27 protein-coding genes and 1 tRNA gene are annotated in these 22,611 nt (G+C 68.0%); 17 read left to right on the top strand and 11 right to left on the bottom strand.

Annotation, left to right across the window (positions count from 1 at the left end):
- Positions 1 to 4 precede the first annotated feature (4 nt).
- Positions 5 to 337, bottom strand: a complete 333-nt coding sequence (locus FQ142_RS10185; RefSeq protein WP_149423183.1) for a hypothetical protein — start codon at positions 335 to 337, stop codon at positions 5 to 7.
- 91 nt (positions 338 to 428) lie between these two features.
- Positions 429 to 1,025 carry a hypothetical protein gene (locus FQ142_RS10180; protein ID WP_149423182.1) on the bottom strand — a complete coding sequence of 199 codons (597 nt, stop codon included), beginning with the start codon at positions 1,023 to 1,025 and terminating at the stop codon, positions 429 to 431.
- Between the two features lie 32 nt (positions 1,026 to 1,057).
- Here FQ142_RS10180 and FQ142_RS17665 point away from each other — a divergent pair, with 32 nt between their 5' ends.
- Complete coding sequence (locus FQ142_RS17665; RefSeq protein ID WP_262492118.1) at positions 1,058 to 1,192, top strand: hypothetical protein; 135 nt, start codon at positions 1,058 to 1,060, stop codon at positions 1,190 to 1,192.
- A 252-nt stretch (positions 1,193 to 1,444) separates the two neighbouring features.
- Here the strand turns inward: FQ142_RS17665 and FQ142_RS10175 are convergent, their stop codons facing one another.
- Entirely contained in the window at positions 1,445 to 2,227 is a 783-nt protein-coding gene (locus FQ142_RS10175; protein ID WP_149423181.1) for a hypothetical protein, read from the bottom strand.
- Positions 2,228 to 2,441: 214 nt separating this feature from the next.
- On the opposite strand from FQ142_RS10175, the gene FQ142_RS10170 reads away from it, so the two are divergent.
- From FQ142_RS10170 to FQ142_RS10155, 5 genes are read left to right on the top strand one after another with little or no spacing between them, the layout of a single operon-like run.
- The gene (locus FQ142_RS10170) at positions 2,442 to 2,639 is read left to right on the top strand and encodes a hypothetical protein (RefSeq protein WP_149423180.1); all 198 of its coding nucleotides are present in this window, start codon (positions 2,442 to 2,444) and stop codon (positions 2,637 to 2,639) included.
- A 27-nt stretch (positions 2,640 to 2,666) separates the two neighbouring features.
- Positions 2,667 to 3,299, top strand: coding sequence for a hypothetical protein (locus FQ142_RS10165; RefSeq protein ID WP_149423179.1), 633 nt, complete (start codon positions 2,667 to 2,669; stop codon positions 3,297 to 3,299).
- A gap of 19 nt (positions 3,300 to 3,318) precedes the next feature.
- On the top strand, positions 3,319 to 3,708 hold the full coding sequence (locus tag FQ142_RS17485) for a hypothetical protein (protein WP_188042365.1): 390 nt from the start codon (positions 3,319 to 3,321) through the stop codon (positions 3,706 to 3,708).
- Positions 3,701 to 4,102, top strand: a complete 402-nt coding sequence (locus tag FQ142_RS10160; protein ID WP_149423178.1) for a hypothetical protein — start codon at positions 3,701 to 3,703, stop codon at positions 4,100 to 4,102. The genes FQ142_RS17485 and FQ142_RS10160 overlap by 8 nt, the downstream gene beginning before the upstream one ends.
- 13 nt (positions 4,103 to 4,115) lie before the next feature.
- Positions 4,116 to 4,364 carry a hypothetical protein gene (locus FQ142_RS10155; protein ID WP_149423177.1) on the top strand — a complete coding sequence of 83 codons (249 nt, stop codon included), beginning with the start codon at positions 4,116 to 4,118 and terminating at the stop codon, positions 4,362 to 4,364.
- A 160-nt stretch (positions 4,365 to 4,524) separates the two neighbouring features.
- On the opposite strand, the gene FQ142_RS10150 is transcribed toward FQ142_RS10155, so the two are convergent.
- Entirely contained in the window at positions 4,525 to 5,178 is a 654-nt protein-coding gene (locus tag FQ142_RS10150) for a hypothetical protein (protein WP_149423176.1), read from the bottom strand.
- Between the two features lie 618 nt (positions 5,179 to 5,796).
- Here FQ142_RS10150 and FQ142_RS10145 point away from each other — a divergent pair.
- Positions 5,797 to 7,851, top strand: a complete 2,055-nt coding sequence (locus FQ142_RS10145; RefSeq protein WP_149423175.1) for an acyltransferase family protein — start codon at positions 5,797 to 5,799, stop codon at positions 7,849 to 7,851.
- 242 nt (positions 7,852 to 8,093) lie between these two features.
- On the opposite strand, the gene FQ142_RS10140 is transcribed toward FQ142_RS10145, so the two are convergent.
- Positions 8,094 to 8,948, bottom strand: coding sequence for a transposase (locus FQ142_RS10140; protein ID WP_149423174.1), 855 nt, complete (start codon positions 8,946 to 8,948; stop codon positions 8,094 to 8,096).
- Positions 8,949 to 9,033: 85 nt separating this feature from the next.
- Here FQ142_RS10140 and FQ142_RS10135 point away from each other — a divergent pair, with 85 nt between their 5' ends.
- Positions 9,034 to 9,348 carry a hypothetical protein gene (locus FQ142_RS10135; RefSeq protein ID WP_056416939.1) on the top strand — a complete coding sequence of 105 codons (315 nt, stop codon included), beginning with the start codon at positions 9,034 to 9,036 and terminating at the stop codon, positions 9,346 to 9,348.
- Between the two features lie 57 nt (positions 9,349 to 9,405).
- Here FQ142_RS10135 and FQ142_RS10130 read toward each other — a convergent pair whose 3' ends face one another.
- A complete protein-coding gene (locus FQ142_RS10130; protein ID WP_262492117.1) occupies positions 9,406 to 9,975 on the bottom strand; it encodes a hypothetical protein in 570 nt (189 codons plus the stop codon).
- A gap of 9 nt (positions 9,976 to 9,984) precedes the next feature.
- Entirely contained in the window at positions 9,985 to 10,782 is a 798-nt protein-coding gene (gene hisN / locus FQ142_RS10125; protein ID WP_149423173.1) for a histidinol-phosphatase, read from the bottom strand.
- A gap of 145 nt (positions 10,783 to 10,927) precedes the next feature.
- On the opposite strand from hisN, the gene FQ142_RS10120 reads away from it, so the two are divergent.
- Positions 10,928 to 11,000 (top strand) — tRNA-Lys (locus FQ142_RS10120).
- Positions 11,001 to 11,111: 111 nt separating this feature from the next.
- On the top strand, positions 11,112 to 11,525 hold the full coding sequence (locus FQ142_RS10115) for a protease inhibitor I42 family protein (RefSeq protein WP_149423172.1): 414 nt from the start codon (positions 11,112 to 11,114) through the stop codon (positions 11,523 to 11,525).
- 18 nt (positions 11,526 to 11,543) lie between these two features.
- Here the strand turns inward: FQ142_RS10115 and FQ142_RS10110 are convergent, their stop codons facing one another.
- Genes FQ142_RS10110 through FQ142_RS10100 form a run of 3 tightly spaced genes read right to left on the bottom strand, consistent with a single transcriptional unit; the run spans position 11,544 to position 14,044 of the window.
- On the bottom strand, positions 11,544 to 12,770 hold the full coding sequence (locus tag FQ142_RS10110; RefSeq protein ID WP_262492116.1) for an MFS transporter: 1,227 nt from the start codon (positions 12,768 to 12,770) through the stop codon (positions 11,544 to 11,546).
- Complete coding sequence (locus FQ142_RS17660; protein WP_149423170.1) at positions 12,767 to 13,204, bottom strand: MarR family winged helix-turn-helix transcriptional regulator; 438 nt, start codon at positions 13,202 to 13,204, stop codon at positions 12,767 to 12,769. Before FQ142_RS17660 ends, FQ142_RS10110 begins: the two co-directional genes overlap by 4 nt.
- A gap of 51 nt (positions 13,205 to 13,255) precedes the next feature.
- A complete protein-coding gene (locus FQ142_RS10100) occupies positions 13,256 to 14,044 on the bottom strand; it encodes an IclR family transcriptional regulator (RefSeq protein WP_149423169.1) in 789 nt (262 codons plus the stop codon).
- Between the two features lie 104 nt (positions 14,045 to 14,148).
- On the opposite strand from FQ142_RS10100, the gene FQ142_RS10095 reads away from it, so the two are divergent.
- The 3 genes from FQ142_RS10095 to FQ142_RS10085 are packed head-to-tail and all read left to right on the top strand — an operon-like array spanning position 14,149 to position 16,809.
- Entirely contained in the window at positions 14,149 to 14,922 is a 774-nt protein-coding gene (locus FQ142_RS10095; protein ID WP_056416959.1) for a CoA transferase subunit A, read from the top strand.
- A 1-nt stretch (position 14,923) separates the two neighbouring features.
- The gene (locus FQ142_RS10090) at positions 14,924 to 15,592 is read left to right on the top strand and encodes a CoA transferase subunit B (protein ID WP_188042364.1); all 669 of its coding nucleotides are present in this window, start codon (positions 14,924 to 14,926) and stop codon (positions 15,590 to 15,592) included.
- A gap of 2 nt (positions 15,593 to 15,594) precedes the next feature.
- Complete coding sequence (locus FQ142_RS10085) at positions 15,595 to 16,809, top strand: acetyl-CoA C-acetyltransferase (protein ID WP_149423168.1); 1,215 nt, start codon at positions 15,595 to 15,597, stop codon at positions 16,807 to 16,809.
- A gap of 3 nt (positions 16,810 to 16,812) precedes the next feature.
- Here the strand turns inward: FQ142_RS10085 and FQ142_RS10080 are convergent, their stop codons facing one another.
- Complete coding sequence (locus FQ142_RS10080) at positions 16,813 to 17,082, bottom strand: hypothetical protein (protein WP_149423167.1); 270 nt, start codon at positions 17,080 to 17,082, stop codon at positions 16,813 to 16,815.
- A gap of 222 nt (positions 17,083 to 17,304) precedes the next feature.
- Here FQ142_RS10080 and FQ142_RS10075 point away from each other — a divergent pair, with 222 nt between their 5' ends.
- Genes FQ142_RS10075 through ilvD form a run of 4 tightly spaced genes read left to right on the top strand, consistent with a single transcriptional unit; the run spans position 17,305 to position 22,601 of the window.
- Entirely contained in the window at positions 17,305 to 18,573 is a 1,269-nt protein-coding gene (locus tag FQ142_RS10075; protein WP_149423166.1) for an MFS transporter, read from the top strand.
- A gap of 48 nt (positions 18,574 to 18,621) precedes the next feature.
- Positions 18,622 to 20,031: a trehalose-6-phosphate synthase gene (locus tag FQ142_RS10070; RefSeq protein WP_056416973.1), complete on the top strand. Its 1,410-nt coding sequence runs from the start codon at positions 18,622 to 18,624 to the stop codon at positions 20,029 to 20,031.
- Positions 20,032 to 20,075: 44 nt separating this feature from the next.
- Positions 20,076 to 20,873 carry a trehalose-phosphatase gene (gene otsB / locus FQ142_RS10065; RefSeq protein WP_149423165.1) on the top strand — a complete coding sequence of 266 codons (798 nt, stop codon included), beginning with the start codon at positions 20,076 to 20,078 and terminating at the stop codon, positions 20,871 to 20,873.
- Between the two features lie 9 nt (positions 20,874 to 20,882).
- The gene (gene ilvD / locus FQ142_RS10060) at positions 20,883 to 22,601 is read left to right on the top strand and encodes a dihydroxy-acid dehydratase (RefSeq protein WP_056416979.1); all 1,719 of its coding nucleotides are present in this window, start codon (positions 20,883 to 20,885) and stop codon (positions 22,599 to 22,601) included.
- Positions 22,602 to 22,611 lie beyond the last annotated feature (10 nt).

The raw sequence follows: 22,611 nt of genomic DNA, 5'->3' as shown, positions 1-22,611 counted from the left end.
AGGCTTAGGAGATCGATCGCACCAGCTCGAACGAGAGCGAGTCGTCGTTGGCCTGACGGTTCAGAGTCGCGTGGGTAGTGCCGATCTTCCGGGCCACTGCGCGGATCGAGTCGGAGCCTCGGACAGCGTCGAGCCACTTGCCTGGCTCTCCGACGTCGTCTACGAGATCCGCTCCTGGCCAGACCTTGACGAGCTCGAGGAGCAGCTCGTCCGCCTCATCCGCCGCGCACGCAGCCGCCTCGACACCCACTCCGCCCGCCGCGTCCGCCCGGAGCTCTGCACCCGCTGCGGCGAGAACGGCGTGATAGTCGACTGGATCGACGGCCCTGCCGGCCAAGCGCTGCTCTCCAAGGTCTGCCTCATCTGCCGAACTACCTACACATCTGCAGCTCCCGCCGTACCCGACGGAGGCCTCACAACATGACGGCTCAGAAGGCGACCATTCGCTCAACGCGGTCCGCGCCGTTTTCATCCAACCACCGGACCTCGACGGTTGTCGCTGCAGGGCTCGCGATCGACTTCCAGATCCCAAAGCTGAGCGAATTGCTAGGCGCGATATCTATAGCTTCGTCAGTAAGTCGAAGGATATCCGCCTGGTCGGACTTCGAGACGCCTGCGATAGTAACCTGTCGTGCAACCGCATTACCCGTGTTGTGTATCCGCCACCGATTCTTCGCCGAACGGTCGCGCTCGATTGTCCAACGCACAGACGAAGCGGCGGCATCGGAGACGGCCGCAGCGGGCCTGTCATTTGTCGCGGCTACCAGCTCGGCGATCGCGGCAACTTGTTCACGAGTGGCAGCAGCGCTCTCGTTGTATGCAAGAGCTGATGCCTTCAACGCCTCGACCTGGGCAGACTCAGCCACTTTGCGACTTGCATCAGCCCTGCGGTTGGCGCCAAACGTCAGAAGCGCAATGAGGAGTGTGGCGACAATGCCGATCGCTGTCAGCCACACCATCCACCATTCGGCGTCGGAAGCAGCTGCGGTAAACGCCGCAATCGTAGGCGTCGGAGATGGAGTCACAGAGCGCACTCTAGCGGCCCGCGGCTATCACCATGACCAACCGCACCTACCGCGAGGTCGCGAAGCGAGTGCGCCGATCGATCCGCACCATCAACCGTTGGCGCGAGGCCGGCCCCGGAAGTGCAGACGTCGACCGTCACGCTCTCCGGTCTCGCCGCGTTCCCTGACGAGATCCTCGCATCGATCTCGAAGCTCGAGGCACAGGTGCTCGGCCCTGGCCTACCGCCAGAAGCAGAGGAACCGCAGGATCCCGACGAGGATTGACGGGTCGTTCCCGCTGCACACCGTGCATGCCTGCCCGGACTCGTCGTAGTGGTTCCCGTCACACCCCTGGCACGCCGGACGCTCGCCTAGATCGACGGGCGGCGTCAGCGTTTCAGTGGTCATGGTCAGAGCGTACATGCGGCGTGAGTGCGTGACTAGATCAGGACGGGTCCATCGGGACCCATAGCCCACAGCATCACCCGACTATCGGCGGGCCCGTCGCGCCAATGGCCTTCGGTGTAGCTCGACACGACCGCTCGAAGTACCGTGCGGTTGATCTGGGTCTGAGCGGCGGCGGGGAGCATTCCGCTTACCGCGAGACCCGGATCTTTGCCATGCCAGAGAACGAGTATGGCGTCCGCGGGCAGGTGATCGGCGATGCCGTGGGTGCGCTGGAAAGTATGAATGTAGAACGGAGCGGGCTCGTTGTAGGCGCAGGGGTGCATCGGGATCGCCGATCCGTCGATGCGCTGAATGTTGTATTGATGAAGCCTGTCTACGATCTTGTCGTCCGGAATCTCCACAATCCGCCTTGCCCGCACCTCGACTTCCTTTGGGCGCTCGTCGAGCAGACGATCTAGTTCCCGACGTCCTTTTCGACTCAGAACGCCCAGCTCTGCGCGCATAGCCACGGTGAGGTTCGCCTTGCCCTGGGCGAAGTGGTGGAGCGCGAGCTTTCGTTCGAGATCAGCTCCATGGCTGCTGTGGCCGCACCCCCAAGGGAAGAACTCTCCGCGCGGCAAATCAAGCGCGAGGATCGCGCGGGTGACGCGCTTCCCTGAAACGAGCAGCGCCGCGGTGCGTTTCTGTTCCAGTATCTGTTGCAGCCCGTCGAACTGAGTCAAGAGTGCGCGGCTCACATCCTCGCTTCCGTTTCGCTGGTAGGGCTCTCCAGCGTCCGATCGAACGAATTTCTCGATGGTTACCAGCGCGTCCACGAGGTCTGTGTACTTTCCAGCGAGTTGTTCCCGACGCCACGACGCCACGGCCCCGCGGCGCTGAATCCATGCGACGAGTAACCCTGTTGTCGCGGCAAGCACTGCAGCGCCAGCGGTTGTCGCGATGGTCAGAGATTGAACGAGATCTTCCGGGGGCACTCACGCACCTTATCGCCCGCCCAGCTCCTGGGCTCGTCATTTCTCGGAGGGCATCATGTCTTATGCCAACGGCCGATACCCGCTGCACACCTTCGTGCACCGCGGCGGCAACATCTATCTCACGCCGAGCCTGAACGCTCGCTGGAATGAGGCGGTCAGGCTCGGCGTCGAGAAGTATGGCGTGCGCCTGTACATCACCGGCGACATCGACGGTCTCGGCGGGTGGAACGGCTACCGCCCATACGACCCGTAGGTCGCGTATCGGCGGCACTACGGCATCATGGCCGCGGTTCCCGGCACGTCGAGCCACGGCGGGAAGTACCAAGGCCGCGAGGTCTTCGCGCTCGACGTCGCCAACTGGCAGGCGCTCGCGCGCGGCAACCCGTCGCTCGCGTGGTCGCGGTTCGTCGCGCTCATGACGATCGTCGGCCTGACCATCGACTTCCTGAAGCCGCGCGAGCAGTGGTATGTCGGCGACTTCAACCCCGCATGGACGGTCCCGACCTTCGGTGCCGTCGCGATCAACCCCGGGACGACCAACCGTCCCACCGACGTCCACAAGGAGGACGAGATGGCACTCACTCGCTGGGCCAGCACCGGGGCAGTTTTCGTCCTCGGCTACGAGAAGATCTACTACGTCAATGACCCCGCGAGGGTTGGCACGCTTGAGAAGCGTCATGGGCCAATCATCGAGTGCAGCAACGACGACTTCACCGTCCAGCTGCAGTCAGAGAACATCCCGAGGGCGTCTGTCGAAGCCGTCCTGCGGGCCGCTGCTCAGGGCACAGATGGGCGCTTCTGGTCGCGGCTCACCGCGGAGGGCATCGCTATTCGCGGCGAGCAGGATCAGACGCAGGCCACGCTCGAGCAGGTGCAGAAGGTAGCGCTGGCGATCAAGGCCGCGAGCAGCTGATGCGCGACCGGCTCTGTCGGTGGGAAGGCGAACCGACCGTGATCCCTCGGGGGCGATGGTGACGAAGTACGTGTTCGCCACGCTCCTCGGGGTTGCGGTCGCGATCGCCACTGCACCGACGCTGGATCAGGTCACCTCGGCGTCGTACTCGTCTTTCTGGGCGCTCGGCATGGTGCTGACCGGAACTGTCGCGACGATCGGCTCGACGCGGAAGAAGTGGTGGCGGATCGAGTTCAGCGGCGCCATGTGCGTCGTCGCACTCCTCGCGGTCTACGCCTTCGCCCCGATCGTGCTGATCTTCGGCGGCGACGTCGAGCGGCTCGCGTACTCGGTGATCCTGCTCGGCTTCATGGTCTTCCCGACGACGAGGATCGTGACCCTCATCCGTCGAGGGGGTTCGGATGCTTGAGCTGATCTTCCAGTACGTCCTCCCCGGCACGATCGTCTCCCTTCTCGGCGGATGTTTCCTCCTCGCGGGGAAGCGTCGCGACAGGGTCGCCGCCGAAGCTGCATCGGAGCCCGCGCGGCACGAGAAGCAGTTCCCCGGCTGGCAGGAAGTCGTCGACGAGAACCGAGACCTTCGCGACGAGATGAAGAGCGTTCGCGATGAAGTCCTCGGGCTGCGCGCGGAACTCGGAGAAGTGCGCCGCGCGGACACGCGCAAGCTGCAGGCCGTCGCGCGCATCCTCCGGGCACTGTTCGACCAGTGGCCCGGGAACGACACCCCCAACCTCGACCCCGCGGACATCGCGGAGATCGAAGACGCCATCCCGCCCGCGTGGGTTCGTCGCCGGGCCGTCTGACCTAGGAGAACTGATGGACATCGCAAACCCCGCCGCGCCGCTCGGCGTGCTCACCCTGCTCGGCTTCTTCACCCCGTACGCGATCGGTGCGCTGAACGGTGCTCTGCCGTTCGTGAAGACCTCGTGGCAGAAGAAGGTCGTCACAGTCACAGTCACAGTCACGGTCGCGCTCGCCGCGGTCGTCATGGTCTTCTACTACGCGATCACGAAGGAACCGATCCCGACTGGTGGGTGTTCGCCCTCATCGCGATCGGCATCGTGAGCACCTCCTACACGCTGGTCACCCGCAGCTCGGCTTCCGCAATCGAGCGCGCGGCCGATCCGACGGTCGCGTGACACGAGGCGTCGTTCGCGGCCACCAACGACGCATCAGATGAAGCTCCCCCACCTAGCCTTCGGGCTAGGTGGGGGAGTTCTGTCGGTTATGGTGCGGGATCCGTCGAGGGCGAGGGCGAGGGGGTCGGTGACGGTTGGGTGTCACTGTCAGATTCCAGGCGCTCGATAACGCCAGTGATGATCTCTTCGACTTGCTCGGGTGAAACGTACTGGTCGGAAGGTGCCGGGTCTTCCGAGGGGGTAAGGGCAGTGGCCAAGCTGATCCCGTCGAGCACGAGACTGAGCGCGCTCATGACGATCGCGATCGACACTTGGTGTCGGTTCATCCACTGCCCCAGCCGGGACATTGCTGGCATCGCCGCAACTTCCTGGGCTGCCGCTTCAGGGGAAATCTTTCCTGCCTGCAAGCGGTCGATGACGTCCTGCAGGCCGAGGCGAAGTCCAGCGAGAGTGACGCTACTCATCTGCGTTCCGTCGGCGGCGGTCGCGTGGAAATCCGATCGCTTCTCGTTATCCGTCCCGCAGATAGGGCAGGGGATGACCACGATCAAGTTGCCCCCTGGCGCGATGGCGTTCGTGCTTATCGCGTAGACGGGCGAGATCCCTTCGTAGGCATACCGGCACTTCCAGCAGACGAGTTGAACCGTGGACGCGGCTCGGATGGCTTCCTGAAATTGCGGGGCGGTTGCTTCGTGGTCGGGGCGCCGTGGGGTGGGCCTACCCTTGCGTGCACGCTTCATGGACTCACCATATCGACGCTGCGCTCCTTATTCGGGGCAGTCATCTTAGGGTGTGGCGGAGGCCGAGCGGTGGCGTGGAATGAGCCCTCTGCGATCGACGCCGCGCCTCTTCGACGATCCACGGTTCGAGCCCAGGGAGTGCGCGCAGCGCGGTGCACAGCGTGCGCAGGTAGTCGTCCTCGAAGAACCCGACCCAGATGCCGACGGACTCCGTCAGGATGTCGAGCCGATCGCCGGCGGTCGCGTACAGTTCGGCGATGACGGGTTCGGGATCTTGCGTGTAGCGGTGGCCGTGAGCAGATCGCGTCGAGCGTGATGCTGAGCATCGTGTCGGGTGAGAGTCCTCGTGAGGGCATGGCCGGGTGTCCCTTCTCCGGCCGAGACGACGAGCCTACGGCCGCCGGCGGCCCGCGTCGCTGTCTCCCCGTCGTCTCCGCGCCGCGCCAGTTCCAAGGCGCAGTGGTCGAATAACTAGAATATTGGAATACCCGAAGAGGACCGTCGCACCACAGACGTCTCCGCGGGAACCGGTGTCGGCTCGAATCGCGTGAGCGGAACGAATCTCAGAACGCTCACGTCCTACTTGGGTGACCAAGTCATGGCCGGGATAAAGGAAACATGACTGGACCAAAGCGGGACTTCCGCACTGATCTGCAGGCACTCCGCGCGGTGGCCGTGCTCGCCGTGATCGTCAACCACATGTGGCCCGGGGTCCTTCCCGGCGGCTACATCGGCGTCGACGTCTTCTTCGTGATCAGCGGATTCCTCATCACGTCCCACCTCCTCCGCGAGTCGCGGAGCACCGGCAAGATCCGACTGGGCGCGTTCTGGGCCCGACGCGCCCGCCGCCTGCTGCCCGCCGCGCTGCTCGTACTCGCGGTGTGCGGCATCTTCACCGTCGTAATGATGCCCCTTCCCCAGTGGGAGAACGAGCTGTACCAGATCGGCGCCGCCGCGGTCTACGTACTCAACTGGGTGCTCGCCTCGAACTCTCTTGACTACTTCGCCCAGGGCGAGGCCCAGACCCTGGTCACTCACTACTGGTCACTCTCAGTCGAGGAGCAGTTCTACATCATCTGGCCGATCATCCTCTTGGCCGTAGCCTTGTTCACCTTCCGCCGCGCGAAGCGGACGCAGGTCGTCGTCACCGCTGTTGTCTTCGCGGTCATCGCGCTCGCCTCGCTCGCCTGGGCCGTCTATTCCACCGCCCAGACCCCGTCGGCCGCGTACTTCCAGACCACGGGACGTGCGTGGGAGTTCGCCGCAGGTGGCCTCGTCGCTCTGCTCCCCGTCCTCAGCGAGACGATCCGCCGCCGCCTCAGCGCGTTCGTCTGGCTCGGCTGGGCGCTCATCCTCGGCAGCGCCGTGCTCTTCGACTCGCAGTCCGGCGTCCCCGGACCCGCCGCCCTCATCCCCGTCCTCGGCGTCGTTCTCGTCATCGCGATCGGCGAGGCCGAACACACCTGGTCGACGCGAGCGATCACCTCGTTCCGCCCCGTGCAGATCATCGGCGACGTGAGCTACTCGGCGTACCTCTGGCACTGGCCACTCATCGTCGCCGCCCCCGTCATCCTTTCCCGACCGATCGGCACAGTAGACAAATTCGTTCTCCTCGCCATCACCCTGGTTCTCGCACTGCTCACCAAGCGTTTCATCGAAGACCCGGTGCGCCTCGGCCCGCTCGCCCGCACCCGCCCACGCTGGATCGCCGTCATGACCGTGGCCGCGATGGCCGTGGTCGTCGTCCCGTCCGCGCTCGGTGTGGTCGCGCTGCGGGACCACGGTGTCTCGGCGACCGCCTCACTCGTCGCCGCGTCGAAGGACCCCGGGGAATGCTTCGGCGCCCAGGCAGAACTCGGCACCGCTGACTGCTCCGACTCTCGCGAGCTCGGCGACCAGGGGTACCTGCTCTCCGAGAGCCACTTCAACCTCATCACCAGCACGACCGGCGGCACCATCTGTGAAGAGGTGACCACGGCCGATGGGGTCGTCAAGACCTGCTCGTGGGGAGCGCCGGAGGGGACGCAGGACCTCGATATCGCGATCGTCGGAGACTCACACGCCGAGATGTGGTCCGGCTCGCTCGACACCGTGGCGCCCGTGCACAACGCGCGCATCCACACCTTCCTCAAGGGAGGCTGCGCGGCGACCGCCGACCCCGCGGTGGGAACGATCAGCACGGATCCCGCCTACGTCGCCGACTGCCAGGCCTGGCGCACGGGCACGATCGACATGCTGGTCGAGGACCCCGACATCGACGTCATCATCACGACGGCCTGGTCGGGAAAGTACACCGTCAACGGCCAGCCCGACCCCGGCACCGGCTACGCCGACGCGTGGAACCAGTGGCTCGACTCTGGCAAGCGCGTCATCCTGATGGCCGAGCCCCCGGTGCTGCCCGTCGACGTCGTGGACTGCATCATCGACTCGTGCACCGTACCCGTCGAGAGCGTCGACACCGAGTCGGCGCTGACCCGCGCCGCGGCGATGATCGACAACGTGAATTTCAGTGTCGTCGACTTCTCCGACGTGTTCTGCGACGACGTCTGCTACCCGGTCGTCGGCGGAATCCCCGCGTATTTCGACAGCAACCACCTCACCGAAGCGCTCACGCGTTCGTTCGGCGAGGGCTGGCTCGAGGACGAGCTGACACAGCCGTTCGTGCAGCAGTGACCGCCCATTCCGCGGCATCCGCGGTTCGAGGCCGGCTCGGCTGGCGCGCGTGCGCGAGATGCGCACTTTCGGGGTAGTCCCGGGAGCATACGGGGCGCGGCATAGTTCGATTCCCCCCCAGGTCCACCAGGTCGCTGTCACAAGCACGAAGGCCCGCCTCCCTGGTAACACTAGGGAGGCGGGCCTTTTTCGATGTCCGCGGAGGCATCGCGGCGAGCGTGCGGCCGGATCAGGCTCGCGGGTCAGGTTCCAGGCGGATCCTCGATACCGCGGCGCGCGTGTTCGACCGCCGCCTCCGCATCCTCCACGGAGCGCGCTCGGGCCGCCTGCTCCGCATCCGCCTCCTCGAGCGCGGCTTGGGCTCGCGTTGCATCGCGGCGGATGGAGACGAGCTCTGCCTCGAGTTCGCGCTCCCGGCGATCCAGTTCCTCGACGCGCAGAGACGCGGCGCGCAGGCTGCGGTCCGCCGATGCCGCGTCGCGCACCGCTCGCTCCCTGCTCTGTTCGGCGGCACGCAGGGCGCGTTCGGCCTCCCGCCGTTCGCGGCGTGCCTTCACCTCATCGCGCGGTGCGGCAGCGGTATCCGGCAGCTCCGGAGCGCCACCGCCGACGAGGGCGTCCGCGCCCTCGTCGAAGACGCCCGACGGCTCCAGCTCGCGAATCAGCCGGCCCGAGGCGACCGCGACGGCAGCCACAGGATCGAAGAACGCGGCCGTGATCGTCTGCTGCACCGCCTCACGGGTCGAGGCGGTGACTCGCTCTCCTCGCGTCCCGGCGAGCTCTGCCGCGGCCGCGGCGAGCCGGTTGGTCAACGCTCGTCGGTCGCGACCCAGCTGCGCGAGCGCGCGGGCGTCCAGGTCCTCCTGAGCCTCCCGCAGCTCGTCGGCGAGGTGCAGCGCCTCCTCCAGCTGGGAGGCACGCTCCTGCGCGAACACGTTGACGATCCACGCGGCGACCGAGGGCTTCTTCAGTGCGCGGATCTCGGCGGCGAGTGTCGAGTCCGACGCGTCTGCGGCGCGGGCATTGCGTGCGGCGATGAACTCTGCGAGCGGAGTGACGTAGAGCTCTCTCGCGATGTCCGACAACCCAGAGGTCATGCGAGCGACGATACACCGGACCTGCGGCTGGAACGTGGCGGTCGCAACCGTCCTCGGAGCCGCGATCAGTCAGTACTCTGGGGGAATGGCCACGCTGTTCTACGGTGCGTCCGATGTCCCGATCCACATCGAGGACCGGGCGCTCGCGCACTTGAAGATCGTCATCGCGACGAAGCTGCGCCGGCAGGAGAGTTTCACGCTCTCGTGGCGGCATCCCGATGGCGATGCCGGCGGACGCTCCACCATCTGGATCCACCCGTCGATCCCGCTCCGGTTCACCTTCGACGACCCCGAACAGCCGGAACTCAACCCGCAGTGGGTCGACGACCTCATGCAGTCGGTCAACTCCACCGGCGGGATCATGCTGCTCGACGAGGTGCTGGACACGTCACAGAGGTGACGACGGTGCGCAGGCCGTTCTCGCCGATCGCACCGTCGATCCGGATGGGCGTCGCGGTCAGCCGGCCCACTCGATGAGGATGAGGCTCTGCCGGGTGTCCGCGAACTTCACCCATCCGTCACCGAAGAGATACGTCATGCCGTAGCCCTCCGTGTCCGTACCCATCGAGTACTGCGGGTTCTCGGTGATGTAGATGCCGTCATCCCCGTCCTCGCGGGTCCAGCCGGCGGCCAGCAGCGACGACTGCGCCTCGGTCGCGTCCTCCGCCGAGATGGGCGACCATCCGTAGAGCTGGCCGTGGTCGGAGGCGACGGTGTAGTCCGCCCAGAAGCACAGCAGACCGTCGGGCAGGGGCACACCGCCGATCACGAACTCCTTCTGCTGGAACGTCCATCCGGCGTCGGTGAGCACCTGGACGGTGCCGGCGGAGACGATCGTGTCACACGTCGGAGCGGTCGGTGTCGCAGGCGGCGGCGTCGGGCTCGGCTCCGTGCTCGCCTCGGCGGAGGGCAACGGCGACGGCGACGCCGGAGTGGCGGCGGCATCCGGAGCGCCGGCGCACGCCGCGAGCACGACGGCCAGTGTCAGAGCGCCCAGGGCGGCCGAGATCTTGCGGTTCGTCATCATGCGCTTTCGTCAGTCGTGCAGCAGCTCGAGGAAGGCATCGTGAAGGATGCCGTTGGTGGCGAGTGTCGACAGGTCGGAGATCGTCTCGGTGCCGTCGAATCCGGTCATCCGCCCGCCGGCTTCGCGCACGATGGGAACGGCCGCGGCGACGTCGTACTCCTTGACGCCGAACTCGGCGACCATGTCGATACGACCCTCAGCCAGCAGCATGTAGGCGTAGATGTCGCCGTAGGCGCGGTCGCGCCAGACGCGGTCGGCGAGCGTCAGCAGCTGGTCGAGGTGCCCCGACTGCGCCCACTGGGTGATGCTCTGGAAGCTCACGCTGGCGTCATCGAGAGACGACACGGCGGAGGTGCGGATGCGGCGCGGCTCGGCGTCCGTCGCCGTCCAGGCCCCGGCGCCCGCAGAGGCCCACCAGCGGCGCCCCAGGGCGGGCATGCTGACGACACCGACCTGCGGCACGCCGTCGACGGCCAGCGCGATCATGGTGCCCCACAGCGGCACGCCGCGCAGGAAATTGGCGGTCCCGTCGATCGGATCGATGATCCATTGGCGGTGCGTGCTGCCCTCCGCGCCGAACTCCTCTCCGAAGATCCCGTCGTCGGGTCGCTCGGTCGCGAGGATCGCGCGGATGGCGCGTTCGGTCGCGAGGTCGGCGTCGGTGACGTGGGAGCTGTCCGCCTTGGTCGACACCTCGAGGTCGGGGCTGTCGAACCGGGGAAGCGACTGCGCATCGGCGGCGTCGGCGAGGCGGAGCGCGAGGGCGAGGTCGAGGGAACGGCGGTCGGCGCTGGGGGAGGCAGTCACCCGTCCAGGATAGTCGCCCGACCCTTCGCGACCGCGAGCGCGCGACACGCTGCGACACGCGCGGCGGACCCGGAGGAGGAGGCTCGATTTCGCACCGCGACCGTCGGCTGGTAATGTAATTCCTCGGCCGGGGAAACCGGGCCACGCACCTCTAGCTCAATCGGCAGAGCAACTGACTCTTAATCAGTGGGTTCTCGGTTCAAGTCCGAGGGGGTGCACGGATCAGCCTCGATGACTCTCGCCAGTCATCGGGGCTTTTCTGCTTTCACGGCGCTGCTGCCCGGAGCCGCACGCGTGCGCTACCTTGAGGCACATGCGAAGGGGTGGCGATGCGGCGACGGATTATCGAGGGTGGGGCGGTGTTCGCCTGCGCGCTGCTCGCGCTGGTGCTGACGGGGTGCGCCGCTGGTTCTTCGGAGACCGTCGACTACACCACGTCAGCCGTGACGCTCGTGCCCGGTTCGGCGCTGGTCGTGGACTTCGGAGAGATCAATCCCACGGTCGGCGACGAGTGGGTGATCACGCGCGAACCGGATCCCGCCGTCCTCGATCCGGGTGCCGCCGACTCGCGTTATCTCGGTGAGGACGGGGAGGTCGGCGCGCCGAGCGAGTTCCGCTATCGCTTCGCTCCGGTCGGACTCGGCACCACGGTGATCGAGTTCGAGTACCGGTTCCGCGGTGCCGTGCCCGACGAGGAGAGCGACCGGCGAAGCGCCGAGATCACCGTGACGGTCAAGCAGTAGACAGGCTGCGTCCTCGCCTCATGCGGCATCGCCCACCAGGATGGCCGCGGCATCCTCGGCGGCCGGGTCCTCGGGGTCGTCGTCGATGTGCGCCAGGGTCTTCCTGCCGAGGAGGATCGTCAACGCTGCCACCAGCACCGCGATCGCCGCCACCAGGTAGGGGACGGTGGCGCTGAACGCGTGCCAGAGTGCCGCTGCGAGCGGCGGGGCGATCGCGCCACCGAGGAAGCGCACCGAGGAGTACGCCGACGACGCCACCGACCGGGGGAGGTCCGTCGCCTCCATGACGGCTTCCGTCAGCACGGTGTTCATCACTCCGAGCAGCAGGCCGCCGATCACGATGCAGATGACCAGCGCGACCGCGGACTCGACGAGGAGGCCGGCGACGACGAGATCGAGCGCGAGGAGCGGGAGCACCAGAAGGATCACCCGGGTGCGCGGCATCCGACGCATGAGCATCGGGGCGACCCAGACGCTGGTGACGGCGAGAGCGAGACCCCATCCGAAGAAGGTGAAGCCGATGCCCATCGCCCCGAACCCGAGGGGGAAGGGCGAGAATGCCAGCAGGATGAAGAATCCGATGTTGTAGAAGAACGCCGCGGTGGCGAGCACCGCGAGGGCGGGACGCCCGAGGGCTTTGAAGGGCGCGGAGAAGGCGACGGGGGTGCGCTTCTCGCCGGGTCCCCGCAGGAGCACCAGCACGGCGAGGAAGGCGATCGCCATGAGCACCACGACTCCGAAGAACGGCGCGCGCCAGCTCTGCTCCCCGAGCAGACCGCCCAGCAGGGGCCCGATCGCGATGCCGAGGCCCAGGGCGGCCTCGTAGAGGATGATCGCCGCCGAGCTGCCGCCGGACGCAGCCCCGACGATCGTGGCCAGAGCGGTGGAGATGAAGAGCGCGTTGCCCAGCCCCCACCCGGCGCGGAATCCGATGACCGCGTCGACGCTGCCGCTGAGGGCGCAGAAGAGCGCGAACACCACGATCAGAGCGAGTCCGATCAGCAGGGTCTTCTTCGCGCCGATGCGCGACGAGATCCAGCTGGTGACCAGCATGGCGAGGCCCGTCACCGCGAGGTAGCTGGTGAACAGCAGCTCGGTCTCAAACGGACTCGCCTGCAGGGACTCGGCGATCGCCGGGAGGATGGGATCGACCAGGCCGATGCCCATGAAGGCGACCACGCACGCGAACGCCACCGCCCAGACCTGTGCCGGCTGCTTCCATACGGAGGGGGTGGCGGTGCTCACTGTGCTGCTCCTGTCGGGTCGTTCGTGGTGTGCGCGGCGAGGATCTCCGCCGCACGCGTGAGAATGCTCCAGTCTTCGTCTGACAGCTCGGCGAAGCGCGGGGCCAGCGTGTCGCGGAATTCTGCGCGCCATGCCTGCAGCGCGTCCGATCCCGCCTCGGTGATGGCGACCGCGGTCGCTCTCGAGTCCTCAGCGACGGGGGAGCGGAGCACCAGACCGTCGCGCTCCAGGACGCCGACGAGTCGTGTCATGCCCGGTTGCGTGGTGCGTGCGGCCGCGGCGAGCTCACCCACCCTTCGTGGCCCGGATCGCTCCAGCAGATTGAGCACCCGCCACTGGGCGGCGGGCGCGTCGTTTCCCGCGTCCTGGGCGGCGATGCGCCCGAGTGCGTATCCCGAGAGCACGAGGGAGGGGATGACATCCTGACGTTGCATACCAAAAAGTATATACCCGATGGTATGAATTGGATTCGGCCGTGACCGTGTTCAGCGTCGCGCGCCGGCGATCCGTGCCGAGAGCTGGTGCGCGTGCGCGAGCAGGATGCGTCCGAGCTCGGTGATCCGCTCCGGTCCGAACCGGAAGCCGACGCCCGTGAGGCTCAGTGCCCATTCCGGGCGACCCGTCCGGTCGAACACCGCAGCGCCCAGCCCCCAGCTGCCTTCCACGATCAGCCCGGGGTTCACGGCGTATCCGCGCTCCTTCGTCTCGGCGAGCCGACTGCGCAGAGCGCTCGTGCCGTGCGTGCGGCCCCATGTGCTCTCCAGCTCCGGATGCCGCTCCAGGTATGCGTCCACATCGTGGTCGGGCAGGAAGGCGAGGATGGCGAGTCCGGCGCTGGCCACGCCGAGGGGGAACCGCACGCCCTCGCTCAGCACGAAGGAGCGGATCGGGAACGAGCCCTCCTCGCGCACGAGGCACACCGTCTCGTCCGCGCGGCGCACCGAGAGGAACGCGCTCTCCTCGGTCTTCACCGCGAGCGAGCGGACGATGTCACGCGCCAGTCCCGTCACGTCGTAGCGGGTCGCTGCCACCGACCCCATCAGGAACAGCTCGGGACCGGGCATCCATCGGGCGCTCACCTCGTCGCGGTCGACCAGTCCCTCGACGCGCAGGGCGGACAGGAGCCGGTGCGCGGTGGACCGCGACAGGTCCGCGGCGCGCGCGAGGTCCACCACCGAGGCGCCGTCCGCGCCGCTCGCCGTGACCGCGCGAAGGAGCCTCGCTGCACGGGCGATCGCCTGCGTGCCGGGAACGACCTGGGCTGGTATGTCCATGATATGGACGCTACGGGGAGATACGTCCACATCGCAAGCGGCGCTCTTCCCGATCGCGCGGTGCGGAGGGATGCTGGAGACAGCCACCCTTCGAAGGAGCACGCGTGATCGACAAACACTGGGCCTCTGCGGCCGACGCCGTCGCCGACATCTCGGACGGCTCCTCGCTCGCGGTCGGCGGGTTCGGGCTCTCCGGCAATCCGATCGCGCTGATCGAGGCGCTCCTCGCACAGGGGACGAAGGATCTGAGCGTCGTGAGCAACAACTGCGGGGTCGACGACTGGGGTCTCGGGGTGCTGCTCGCCGCCCAGCGCATCCGCAAGATGACCTCGTCGTACGTGGGCGAGAACCGCGAGTTCGAGCGGCAGTTCCTCTCGGGCGAGCTGGAGCTCGAGCTGACGCCGCAGGGCACGCTCGCGGAGAAGCTGCGGGCGGGCGGATCGGGTATCGCCGCCTTCTTCACGCAGACCGGGGTGGGGACCCAGGTCGCCGAGGGCGGGCTGCCTCGACGCTACGCACCCGACGGGTCGGTCGCCGTCGCTTCGCCCGTCAAGGACGTGCGCACCTTCGACAACGGCCAGGGGCCGCGGGAGTATGTGCTCGAGGAGGCCATCACGACGGACTTCTCGCTCGTGCACGCGCTGGCCGGCGACCGGCACGGCAATCTGGTCTTCAACAAAGCTGCACGCAACTTCAACCCGCTCGCCGCGATGGCCGGACGCATCTGCATCGCACAGGTCGAGGAGCTCGTGGAACCCGGGGAGCTCGACCCCGATCGCATCCATCTTCCCGGTGTGTTCGTGCACCGCGTGGTCGAGGTGGGCCGCGACATCCCCAAGCGCATCGAGCGACGCACGGTCGCCACGGAAGGATCCTGACATGGCTCTCACCCGCGACGAGATGGCCGCGAGGGCGGCAGCAGAACTGCAGGACGGGTCGTACGTGAACCTCGGGATCGGACTGCCGACGCTGGTCCCCAACCACGTGCCCGACGCGGTCACCGTGGTGCTGCAGTCCGAGAACGGCATTCTGGGTGTCGGCCCGTATCCGCGCGAGGACGCCGTGGATCCCGACCTCATCAACGCCGGTAAGGAGACCGTGACCGTGCGTCCGGGGGCGGCGTTCTTCGACTCGGCGACGAGTTTCGGGATGATCCGAGGCGGCAAGATCGACGCGGCCATCCTCGGGGCGATGCAGGTGTCGGCGACGGGCGACCTCGCGAACTGGATGATCCCGGGGAAGATGGTCAAGGGTCCTGGCGGTGCGATGGACCTCGTGCACGGTGCCGCTCGCGTCATCGTCCTCATGGAGCATGTGGCGCGGGACGGATCCGCCAAGATCGTCGACTCCTGTTCGCTGCCGCTCACAGGTCGCGGGGTCGTCGACCGGATCATCACCGATCTGGCCGTGATCGACGTCACCGGCGAAGGGCTCGTGCTCGTCGAGACCGCACCGGGCGTGAGCGTGGAGCAGGTCGTCGACGCGACCGAACCTCCCCTGATCATCGCCGATGACCTGCTGAACACGAACACGAACACGGAGAGCTGAAGATGACATCGACCGACCGGTCCACGACCCCAGCTGCAGACCACGACATCGTGATCGTCGCCGCCGCCCGCACCCCTCAGGGGCGCCTCAAGGGACAGCTGGCGAGCTTCACGGCGGTGCAACTCGGAGCCCTCGCGATCCGCGGTGCGCTGGAGCAGGCATCCGTGCCGCCCGACGCCGTCGACGCCGTGATCGTGGGGCAGGTGCTCGCCGCAGGCTCGGGGCAGAATGCCGCAAGGCAGGCGGCCATCGGCGCGGGCATCGGATGGAACGTCCCCGCGCACTCGGTGAACAAGGTGTGCCTCTCAGGGCTGACGGCGATCATCGACGCGGCACGGATGATCCGCACCGGGGACGCCACCGTGGTGGTCGCGGCCGGCATGGAGTCGATGACCCGCGCACCGCACCTGCTCATGGGCTCGCGCGACGGATGGACCTACGGCAGCGTGGAGGTTCTCGACCACATGGCGTTCGACGGCCTGACCGACGCCTACGACCAGGAGAGCATGGGGGCATCGACCGAGCGTCACAACGCCCGCTTCGACCTCACCCGCCGTGCGCAGGACGAGGTCGCCGCGCTGTCGCATCAGCGGGCCGCGTCCGCGCAGGCCGCCGGGATCTTCGACGACGAGATCGTTCCCGTCTCGGTGCCGCAGCGCCGGGGCGAGGCGCTGACGGTCACGGCGGACGAGGGCATCCGTCCCGACACCACGGTCGAGTCGCTGGGCACGCTTCGTGCGGCCTTCGCGGAAGGCGGGTCCATCACCGCGGGCAACTCGTCGCAGATCTCCGACGGGGCCTCCGCGGTCGTGGTGACCACCAGGGAGACGGCGGACCGACACGGATGGCCGGTGCTGGTGGCCATCGGCGCCAGCGGTCAGACGGCGGGGCCGGACAACTCCCTGCAGGCGCAGCCCGCGCGCGCGATCGAGCGGGCCTGCGAGAAACAGGGGATCGAGCCGTCCGATCTCGACCTCGTCGAGATCAACGAGGCGTTCGGGGCGGTCGTCGCGCGTTCGCAGACGGAACTCGGGCTGTCGAGCGGCATCGTGAACATCCACGGCGGCGGCATCGCCATCGGTCACCCGATCGGCGCGTCGGGGACGCGACTGGTCGTCCACGTCGCCCATGTGCTGGCGCGGCGGGGAGCGGGCACGGCTGCGGTCGCTCTGTGCGGAGGCGGCGGGCAGGGGGAGGCGCTGATCCTCACCCGGTGAGCATCAGCGCTTGATCGGCTTGATGCCCTTCTTCGCGTCCTTCTCCTGCTGCTTCTGCTGCTTCGCGTAGACGGGGGAGTCGGGCGAGACCGGGCGACCCTGCTTGGCGCGCCGCGTATCGATCGCGGCGCCGATCGCGAGGGCCATCGTGATGCCCCAGCTCACCCAGGCGAGAGCGGACCGCCACGTCAGCTTCGTGTCGCGAGAGCCGCGGAGCAGGTTCGCCCCGGTCATGAGAGATCCGAGGAGTCCGGTACCCGTGAGGTAGTTCATACCCTCACGCTACCCGGCCGAGTCCGTCGATGCTCCTGCTTGACAACCGGGCGACGCGCCTGGCATGCGGCAGCGCTCGCCCAGCCGTCGTTCGGATCGCCGCGCTATCATGGGGGAGTCGCGGCTGGTCCGCGGCCGCAATCCGTGTATCTACCGGCCGCCGGCACTCCGGCGGACAGCGGCGGCACCCGACCCCGCGTCCGCGGACGCGCGAGAGCCACGATGAGCCACGTCACCCCCACCCCGCAGCACTCACCCCGTTCGACCGCAGAGGGGCCGGGACTGCTCCGCATCGCGGGCCTTCCCTATTTCCTGATCGCGTTCATCGCCCGCCTCCCGTTCGCGATGATGGTCGTCGGCGTCCTGACGGTCGTCGTATCGGCGCGAGGCTCCCTGTCGCTCGGCGGACTCACCTCCGCTGCGGTGGGCCTCGGCACCGCGTGCTTCGGTCCGCTGCTCGGCGCCGCGGCCGACCGGTTCGGCCAGCGCACGGTGCTGCTGATCCTCGCCCTCGCCAACGGCGCGATGCTCGTGGTCTTCACGCTCGTCGTCTACACGGGCGCGGCCGACGCGCTGGTCCTCGTCTCCGCGTTCGGCATCGGGGCGACAGCGCCGCAGGTCGCCCCCATGTCGCGGTCGCGGCTCGTGACGATGATCGCGGACCGCATGCCGGAGGCCGTGCGCCCCCGGACGGTATCGGGAACCATGGCGTACGAGTCCGCGGCCGACGAGACCGTGTTCGTCTTCGGACCTTTCCTCGTCGGCATCCTCGCCTCCGTGCTCGCGCCCTGGGCGCCGCTCATCGGAGCCGCCGCTCTGACGGTGGTGTTCGTCGGCGCCTTCGCCCTGCACCCGAGCGCACGCGTGGTCTCGGTGCACCGTGGCGTCGACGGACGAGCGCCGTCCGCGGTCTCGGAGCTCTTCACTCCGCGCGTGCTCATCGTCGTCGTCGGCATCCTCGGCGTCGGCATGTTCTTCGGGACGATGCTCACCGCGCTGACCTCCTTCATGGCGGACCGCGGCGCCCCCGAGCAGGCGGGCCTGCTCTACGGGGTCATGGGGGTCGGCTCCGCCATCCTCGCGCTCGGCGTGGCCTGGCTTCCCGCACGGTTCTCGCTGCGGGCGCGCTGGCTGGCGTTCTCCGGCATCCTGCTCGGGGGGAGCCTGCTCCTGCTGCGCGTCGACACCCCGGAGCTCATGATGCTCGCCCTCGCGATCATGGGGATCGGGATCGGCCCGACCCTGGTCACCCAGTACAGCTTCGGGGCCGCGCGCAGTCCGCTCGGTCGCTCCGCGACGGTGATGACCATGCTCGGCTCCGGCATCGTCGTCGGCCAGTCGCTCGGGGCCGCGGTCGCGGGAGAGCTCGCGGAGAGCGCAGGGACGACCAGTGCGCTCGTGCTCCCGATCATCGCCGCGTCAGTAGCGTTCGCGGCGGGGCTTGTCAACTGGCGACTGAGCGCCGCCGAACCTCGCGTAGCCTCGGTCTGAGCTTCGGTAGCCTGAGAAGCACACCTTCCAGCGTCAGGAGATCTCGCCATGTCAGACGCAGAATTCGTCGTCGTCGCCAACCGACTGCCCGTAGACCGGGTCGTGGGCATCGACGGCGTGGAGGAGTGGCGGACGTCGCCCGGCGGACTCGTCGCGGCCCTCGAGCCGATGATGCGCACTGCGCACGGCGCGTGGGTGGGATGGCCCGGCCAGCCGGATGTGCACCTCGACCGCTTCGAGATCAACGGCATCGACCTCGTGCCCGTCGCGCTCAGCGCGGAAGAAGTGGCCGACTACTACGAGGGCTTCGCGAACGACACGATCTGGCCGCTGTACCACGATGTGATCGCGCCGCCCCAGTACCACCGCGAATGGTGGGACGCCTATGTCAAGGTCAACCGGCGCTTCGCCGAGGCCGCGGCCTCCGTGGCAGCGCCGAACGCCACGGTCTGGGTGCACGACTACCAGCTGCAGCTCGTGCCGCAGATGGTCCGCGAGCTGCGGGACGACGTGACGATCGGCTACTTCCACCACATCCCGTTCCCGGCCCACGGCCTGTACGCGCAGCTGCCGTGGCGAGACCAGGTGCTCACCGGTCTGCTGGGCGCCGACGTCATCGGCTTCCAGCGCGCGCAGGACGCGACGTACTTCCTCACCGCCGTGCGGCGGCGGCTGCGCCACGAGGTCAAGGGATCCGCGGTCGCCGTTCCCACGCCCGACGGCGGCACGCGCACCGCCCTGGCGAAGGCCTTCCCGATCTCCATCGACACCGAGCCGTACCTCGAACTCGCCGCACGCCCTGAGGTGCGGGCTCGAGCGGCCGAGATCCGCGCCAGTCTCGGCAACCCGAAGAAGATCCTGCTCGGCGTCGATCGACTCGACTACACCAAAGGCATCCGGCACCGCATCAAGGCCTACGGGGAGCTGCTCGACGACGGCATCCTGAGCGTCGAGGACATCACCTTCGTGCAGGTCGCCAGTCCGAGTCGGGAGCGGGTGGACGCCTATGTGCACCTGCGGGACGAGATCGAGCTCGCGGTGGGCCGGATCAACGGCGACCACGACACGATGGGCCACACCGCCATCCGCTACCTGCATCAGGGCTACCCGCGTGAGGAGATGGTCGCGCTGTATCTTGCCGCCGACGTCATGCTCGTGACCGCGCTGCGCGACGGCATGAACCTGGTCGCGAAGGAGTACGTCGCGACCAGGGCGGACAACCGCGGGGTGCTCGTGCTCAGCGAGTTCACCGGTGCCGCGGACGAGCTGCGTCAGGCGGTGCGGGTCAATCCGCACGACATCGCGGGCCTCAAGGACGCGATCATGACGGCGGTCGAGATGACTCCGTCGGAGCAGGGCAAGCGGATGCGGTCGCTGCGTCGGCGCGTGCTCGAGAACGACGTGAACGCCTGGTCCTCGTCGTTCCTGCGTGCGCTCGCGGAGGTCCGCGGGTCCTGACCCCGGCACCCATACTGGAGGGACCCGCCTCGATTGGAGACCCTGTGACCCGTACCTGGACCCCCGGAACCGCCGATGGGGCGCTTCGCGCGATCGCCGCGACGCCGCGACTCGTCGTCGCCCTCGATTTCGACGGCACGGCGTCACCGCTCGTCCCCGACCCCATGGCGGCGCGCGCACTGCCGGAGGTGGCCGCCCAGGTCGCGCGACTCGCGGCGATGCCCGACACGACCGTCGCCTACGTCTCGGGGCGCAGCATGCACGACCTCCGTGAGATCACGGAGCACACCGACGACTCGCCCATCGCTCTCGCAGGCTCTCATGGCGCCCAGTACTGGTTCCCCGGAACGGGCGAGGCCGACGCGACGGGGCCGGACACCGCCGAGGGCGACCGCGAGGAGCTGTGGGCGGCTGCGCGGCCGATCATCGATCGTCACGAGGGCGCCGAGTTCGAGCCCAAGACGTTCGGGATGGGCGTGCACACCCGCACCGCGACCGGGGAGGTCGAGAAGGAGGTGTTCGCCGAGATCGACGCGCTCGTCGCCGAACGCTTCCCGCACTGGCGTCGACGCGCCGGACACCGTGTGCTCGAGTTCTCGTCGCGCACCGAGGGCAAGGATGCCGCGATGGCGGCCCTCCGCGAGCGGTTCCATGCGACCGGCATCCTGTTCGCCGGCGACGACGTCACCGACGAGGACGCGATGCGGGTGCTGACCGCCGGAGATCTCGGCGTGCGCGTGGGCCCGGGGGACAGCGCCGCCGTGCTTCGTGTGGGGAATCCACAAGAGATGGCCCAGCTTCTGGAGGCGCTCGCGGACGAGCGCGCCTCTCGGCGGGAATAGACTTCCGTCATGTCCTCGCATGATCCCTCCAGCAGCGCGCCCATCGACATCAAGCCCCGCAGTCGTGTCGTCACCGACGGCATCGAAGCGACGACCTCCCGAGGCATGCTCCGTGCCGTCGGCATGGGAGACGCGGACTGGGACAAGCCGCAGATCGGGATCGCGTCCAGCTGGAACGAGATCACGCCCTGCAACCTGAGCCTCGACCGCCTGGCGCAGGGCGCCAAGGAGGGCGTGCACTCGGGCGGCGGCTACCCGCTGCAGTTCGGCACCATCTCCGTGTCGGACGGCATCTCGATGGGACACGAGGGCATGCACTTCTCCCTCGTGTCGCGCGAGGTCATCGCCGACTCGGTCGAGACCGTGATGATGGCCGAGCGGCTCGACGGATCCGTCCTGCTGGCCGGCTGTGACAAGTCGATCCCCGGCATGCTGATGGCCAGCGCCCGTCTGGACCTGTCGAGCGTGTTCCTGTACGCGGGATCGATCGCTCCGGGGTGGGTCAAGCTCTCCGACGGCACCGAGAAGGACGTCACGATCATCGACTCGTTCGAGGCCGTCGGCGCCTGCCGCGCCGGGCTCATGAGCGAAGAGGACCTCAAGCGCATCGAGTGCGCGATCGCCCCCGGCGAGGGCGCCTGCGGTGGCATGTACACCGCCAACACGATGGCATCCGTCGCCGAAGCGCTCGGTCTGAGCCTGCCGGGATCGGCTGCGCCGCCCGCGGCCGACCGGCGTCGCGACTACTTCGCGCACCGCTCGGGCGAAGCCGTCGTCAACCTGCTCCGCCAGGGGATCACGACCCGTGACATCCTCACCAAGGAGGCGTTCGAGAACGCGATCGCCCTCGCGATGGCACTGGGCGGCTCGACCAACGTGGTGCTGCACCTGCTCGCGATCGCCCGTGAGGCGGAGATCGACCTCTCGCTGCACGACTTCAACCGCATCGGCGACAAGGTGCCGCACGTCGCCGACATGAAGCCGTTCGGGAAGTACGTCATGAACGACGTCGACCGCCACGGCGGCATCCCGGTGATCATGAAGGCGATGCTCGACGAGGGGCTGCTGCACGGCGATGCCCTCACCGTCACCGGCAAGACTCTGGCGGAGAACCTCGCGGACCTCGACCCGCAGCCGATCGACGGCGAGGTCATCCACACCTTCGACAACCCGATCCACGCGACCGGCGGCCTGACGATCCTGCACGGCTCGCTGGCTCCGGAGGGCGCCGTCGTCAAGACCGCGGGCTTCGATGCCGCGGTCTTCGAAGGCCCCGCACGGGTCTTCGAGCGCGAGCGCGCGGCGATGGATGCCGTGGCGAACGGCGAGATCGAGGCGGGCACCGTGATCGTGATCCGTTACGAGGGTCCGAAGGGCGGACCCGGTATGCGCGAGATGCTCGCGATCACCGCGGCCATCAAGGGCGCAGGGCTCGGAAAAGATGTACTACTCTTGACTGACGGACGATTCTCAGGCGGCACAACCGGCCTGTGCATCGGCCACATAGCACCCGAAGCGGTGGACGCAGGTCCTATCGCCTTCGTGCGCGATGGTGATCTGATACGGGTCGATATCGCAGCTCGCTCTCTCGACCTACTCGTCGACGAGGCGGAGCTCGCCTCCCGCCGTTCTGGCTGGGAGCCGCTACCCCCGCGCTATACCCGTGGTGTCCTTGCCAAGTACTCGCGCCTCGTGCGGTCCGCCGCCGAAGGCGCGACGACCGGCTGATCCGCGTCGG

This window comes from Microbacterium sp. ANT_H45B, assembly GCF_008369345.1.
In the GTDB taxonomy this organism is placed as follows: Bacteria; Actinomycetota; Actinomycetes; order Actinomycetales; family Microbacteriaceae; genus Microbacterium.
This window is presented reverse-complemented; position numbering and strand designations above follow the sequence as displayed.

Bases quoted from the DNA above. Each gene is read 5' to 3' on its own strand.
- FQ142_RS17665 (WP_262492118.1), top strand. From the start codon at position 1,058: ATGACCAACCGCACCTACCGCGAGGTCGCGAAGCGAGTGCGCCGATCG.
- FQ142_RS10170 (WP_149423180.1), top strand. From the start codon at position 2,442: ATGTCTTATGCCAACGGCCGATACCCGCTGCACACCTTCGTGCACCGC.
- FQ142_RS10165 (WP_149423179.1), top strand. From the start codon at position 2,667: ATGGCCGCGGTTCCCGGCACGTCGAGCCACGGCGGGAAGTACCAAGGC.
- FQ142_RS10160 (WP_149423178.1), top strand. From the start codon at position 3,701: ATGCTTGAGCTGATCTTCCAGTACGTCCTCCCCGGCACGATCGTCTCC.
- FQ142_RS10155 (WP_149423177.1), top strand. From the start codon at position 4,116: ATGGACATCGCAAACCCCGCCGCGCCGCTCGGCGTGCTCACCCTGCTC.
- FQ142_RS10150 (WP_149423176.1), bottom strand. From the start codon at position 5,178: ATGAAGCGTGCACGCAAGGGTAGGCCCACCCCACGGCGCCCCGACCAC.
- FQ142_RS10145 (WP_149423175.1), top strand. From the start codon at position 5,797: ATGACTGGACCAAAGCGGGACTTCCGCACTGATCTGCAGGCACTCCGC.
- FQ142_RS10140 (WP_149423174.1), bottom strand. From the start codon at position 8,948: ATGACCTCTGGGTTGTCGGACATCGCGAGAGAGCTCTACGTCACTCCG.
- FQ142_RS10135 (WP_056416939.1), top strand. From the start codon at position 9,034: ATGGCCACGCTGTTCTACGGTGCGTCCGATGTCCCGATCCACATCGAG.
- FQ142_RS10130 (WP_262492117.1), bottom strand. From the start codon at position 9,975: ATGATGACGAACCGCAAGATCTCGGCCGCCCTGGGCGCTCTGACACTG.
- FQ142_RS10115 (WP_149423172.1), top strand. From the start codon at position 11,112: ATGCGGCGACGGATTATCGAGGGTGGGGCGGTGTTCGCCTGCGCGCTG.
- FQ142_RS17660 (WP_149423170.1), bottom strand. From the start codon at position 13,204: ATGCAACGTCAGGATGTCATCCCCTCCCTCGTGCTCTCGGGATACGCA.
- FQ142_RS10100 (WP_149423169.1), bottom strand. From the start codon at position 14,044: ATGGACATACCAGCCCAGGTCGTTCCCGGCACGCAGGCGATCGCCCGT.
- FQ142_RS10090 (WP_188042364.1), top strand. From the start codon at position 14,924: ATGGCTCTCACCCGCGACGAGATGGCCGCGAGGGCGGCAGCAGAACTG.
- FQ142_RS10085 (WP_149423168.1), top strand. From the start codon at position 15,595: ATGACATCGACCGACCGGTCCACGACCCCAGCTGCAGACCACGACATC.
- FQ142_RS10080 (WP_149423167.1), bottom strand. From the start codon at position 17,082: ATGAACTACCTCACGGGTACCGGACTCCTCGGATCTCTCATGACCGGG.
- FQ142_RS10075 (WP_149423166.1), top strand. From the start codon at position 17,305: ATGAGCCACGTCACCCCCACCCCGCAGCACTCACCCCGTTCGACCGCA.
- FQ142_RS10070 (WP_056416973.1), top strand. From the start codon at position 18,622: ATGTCAGACGCAGAATTCGTCGTCGTCGCCAACCGACTGCCCGTAGAC.
- ilvD (WP_056416979.1), top strand. From the start codon at position 20,883: ATGTCCTCGCATGATCCCTCCAGCAGCGCGCCCATCGACATCAAGCCC.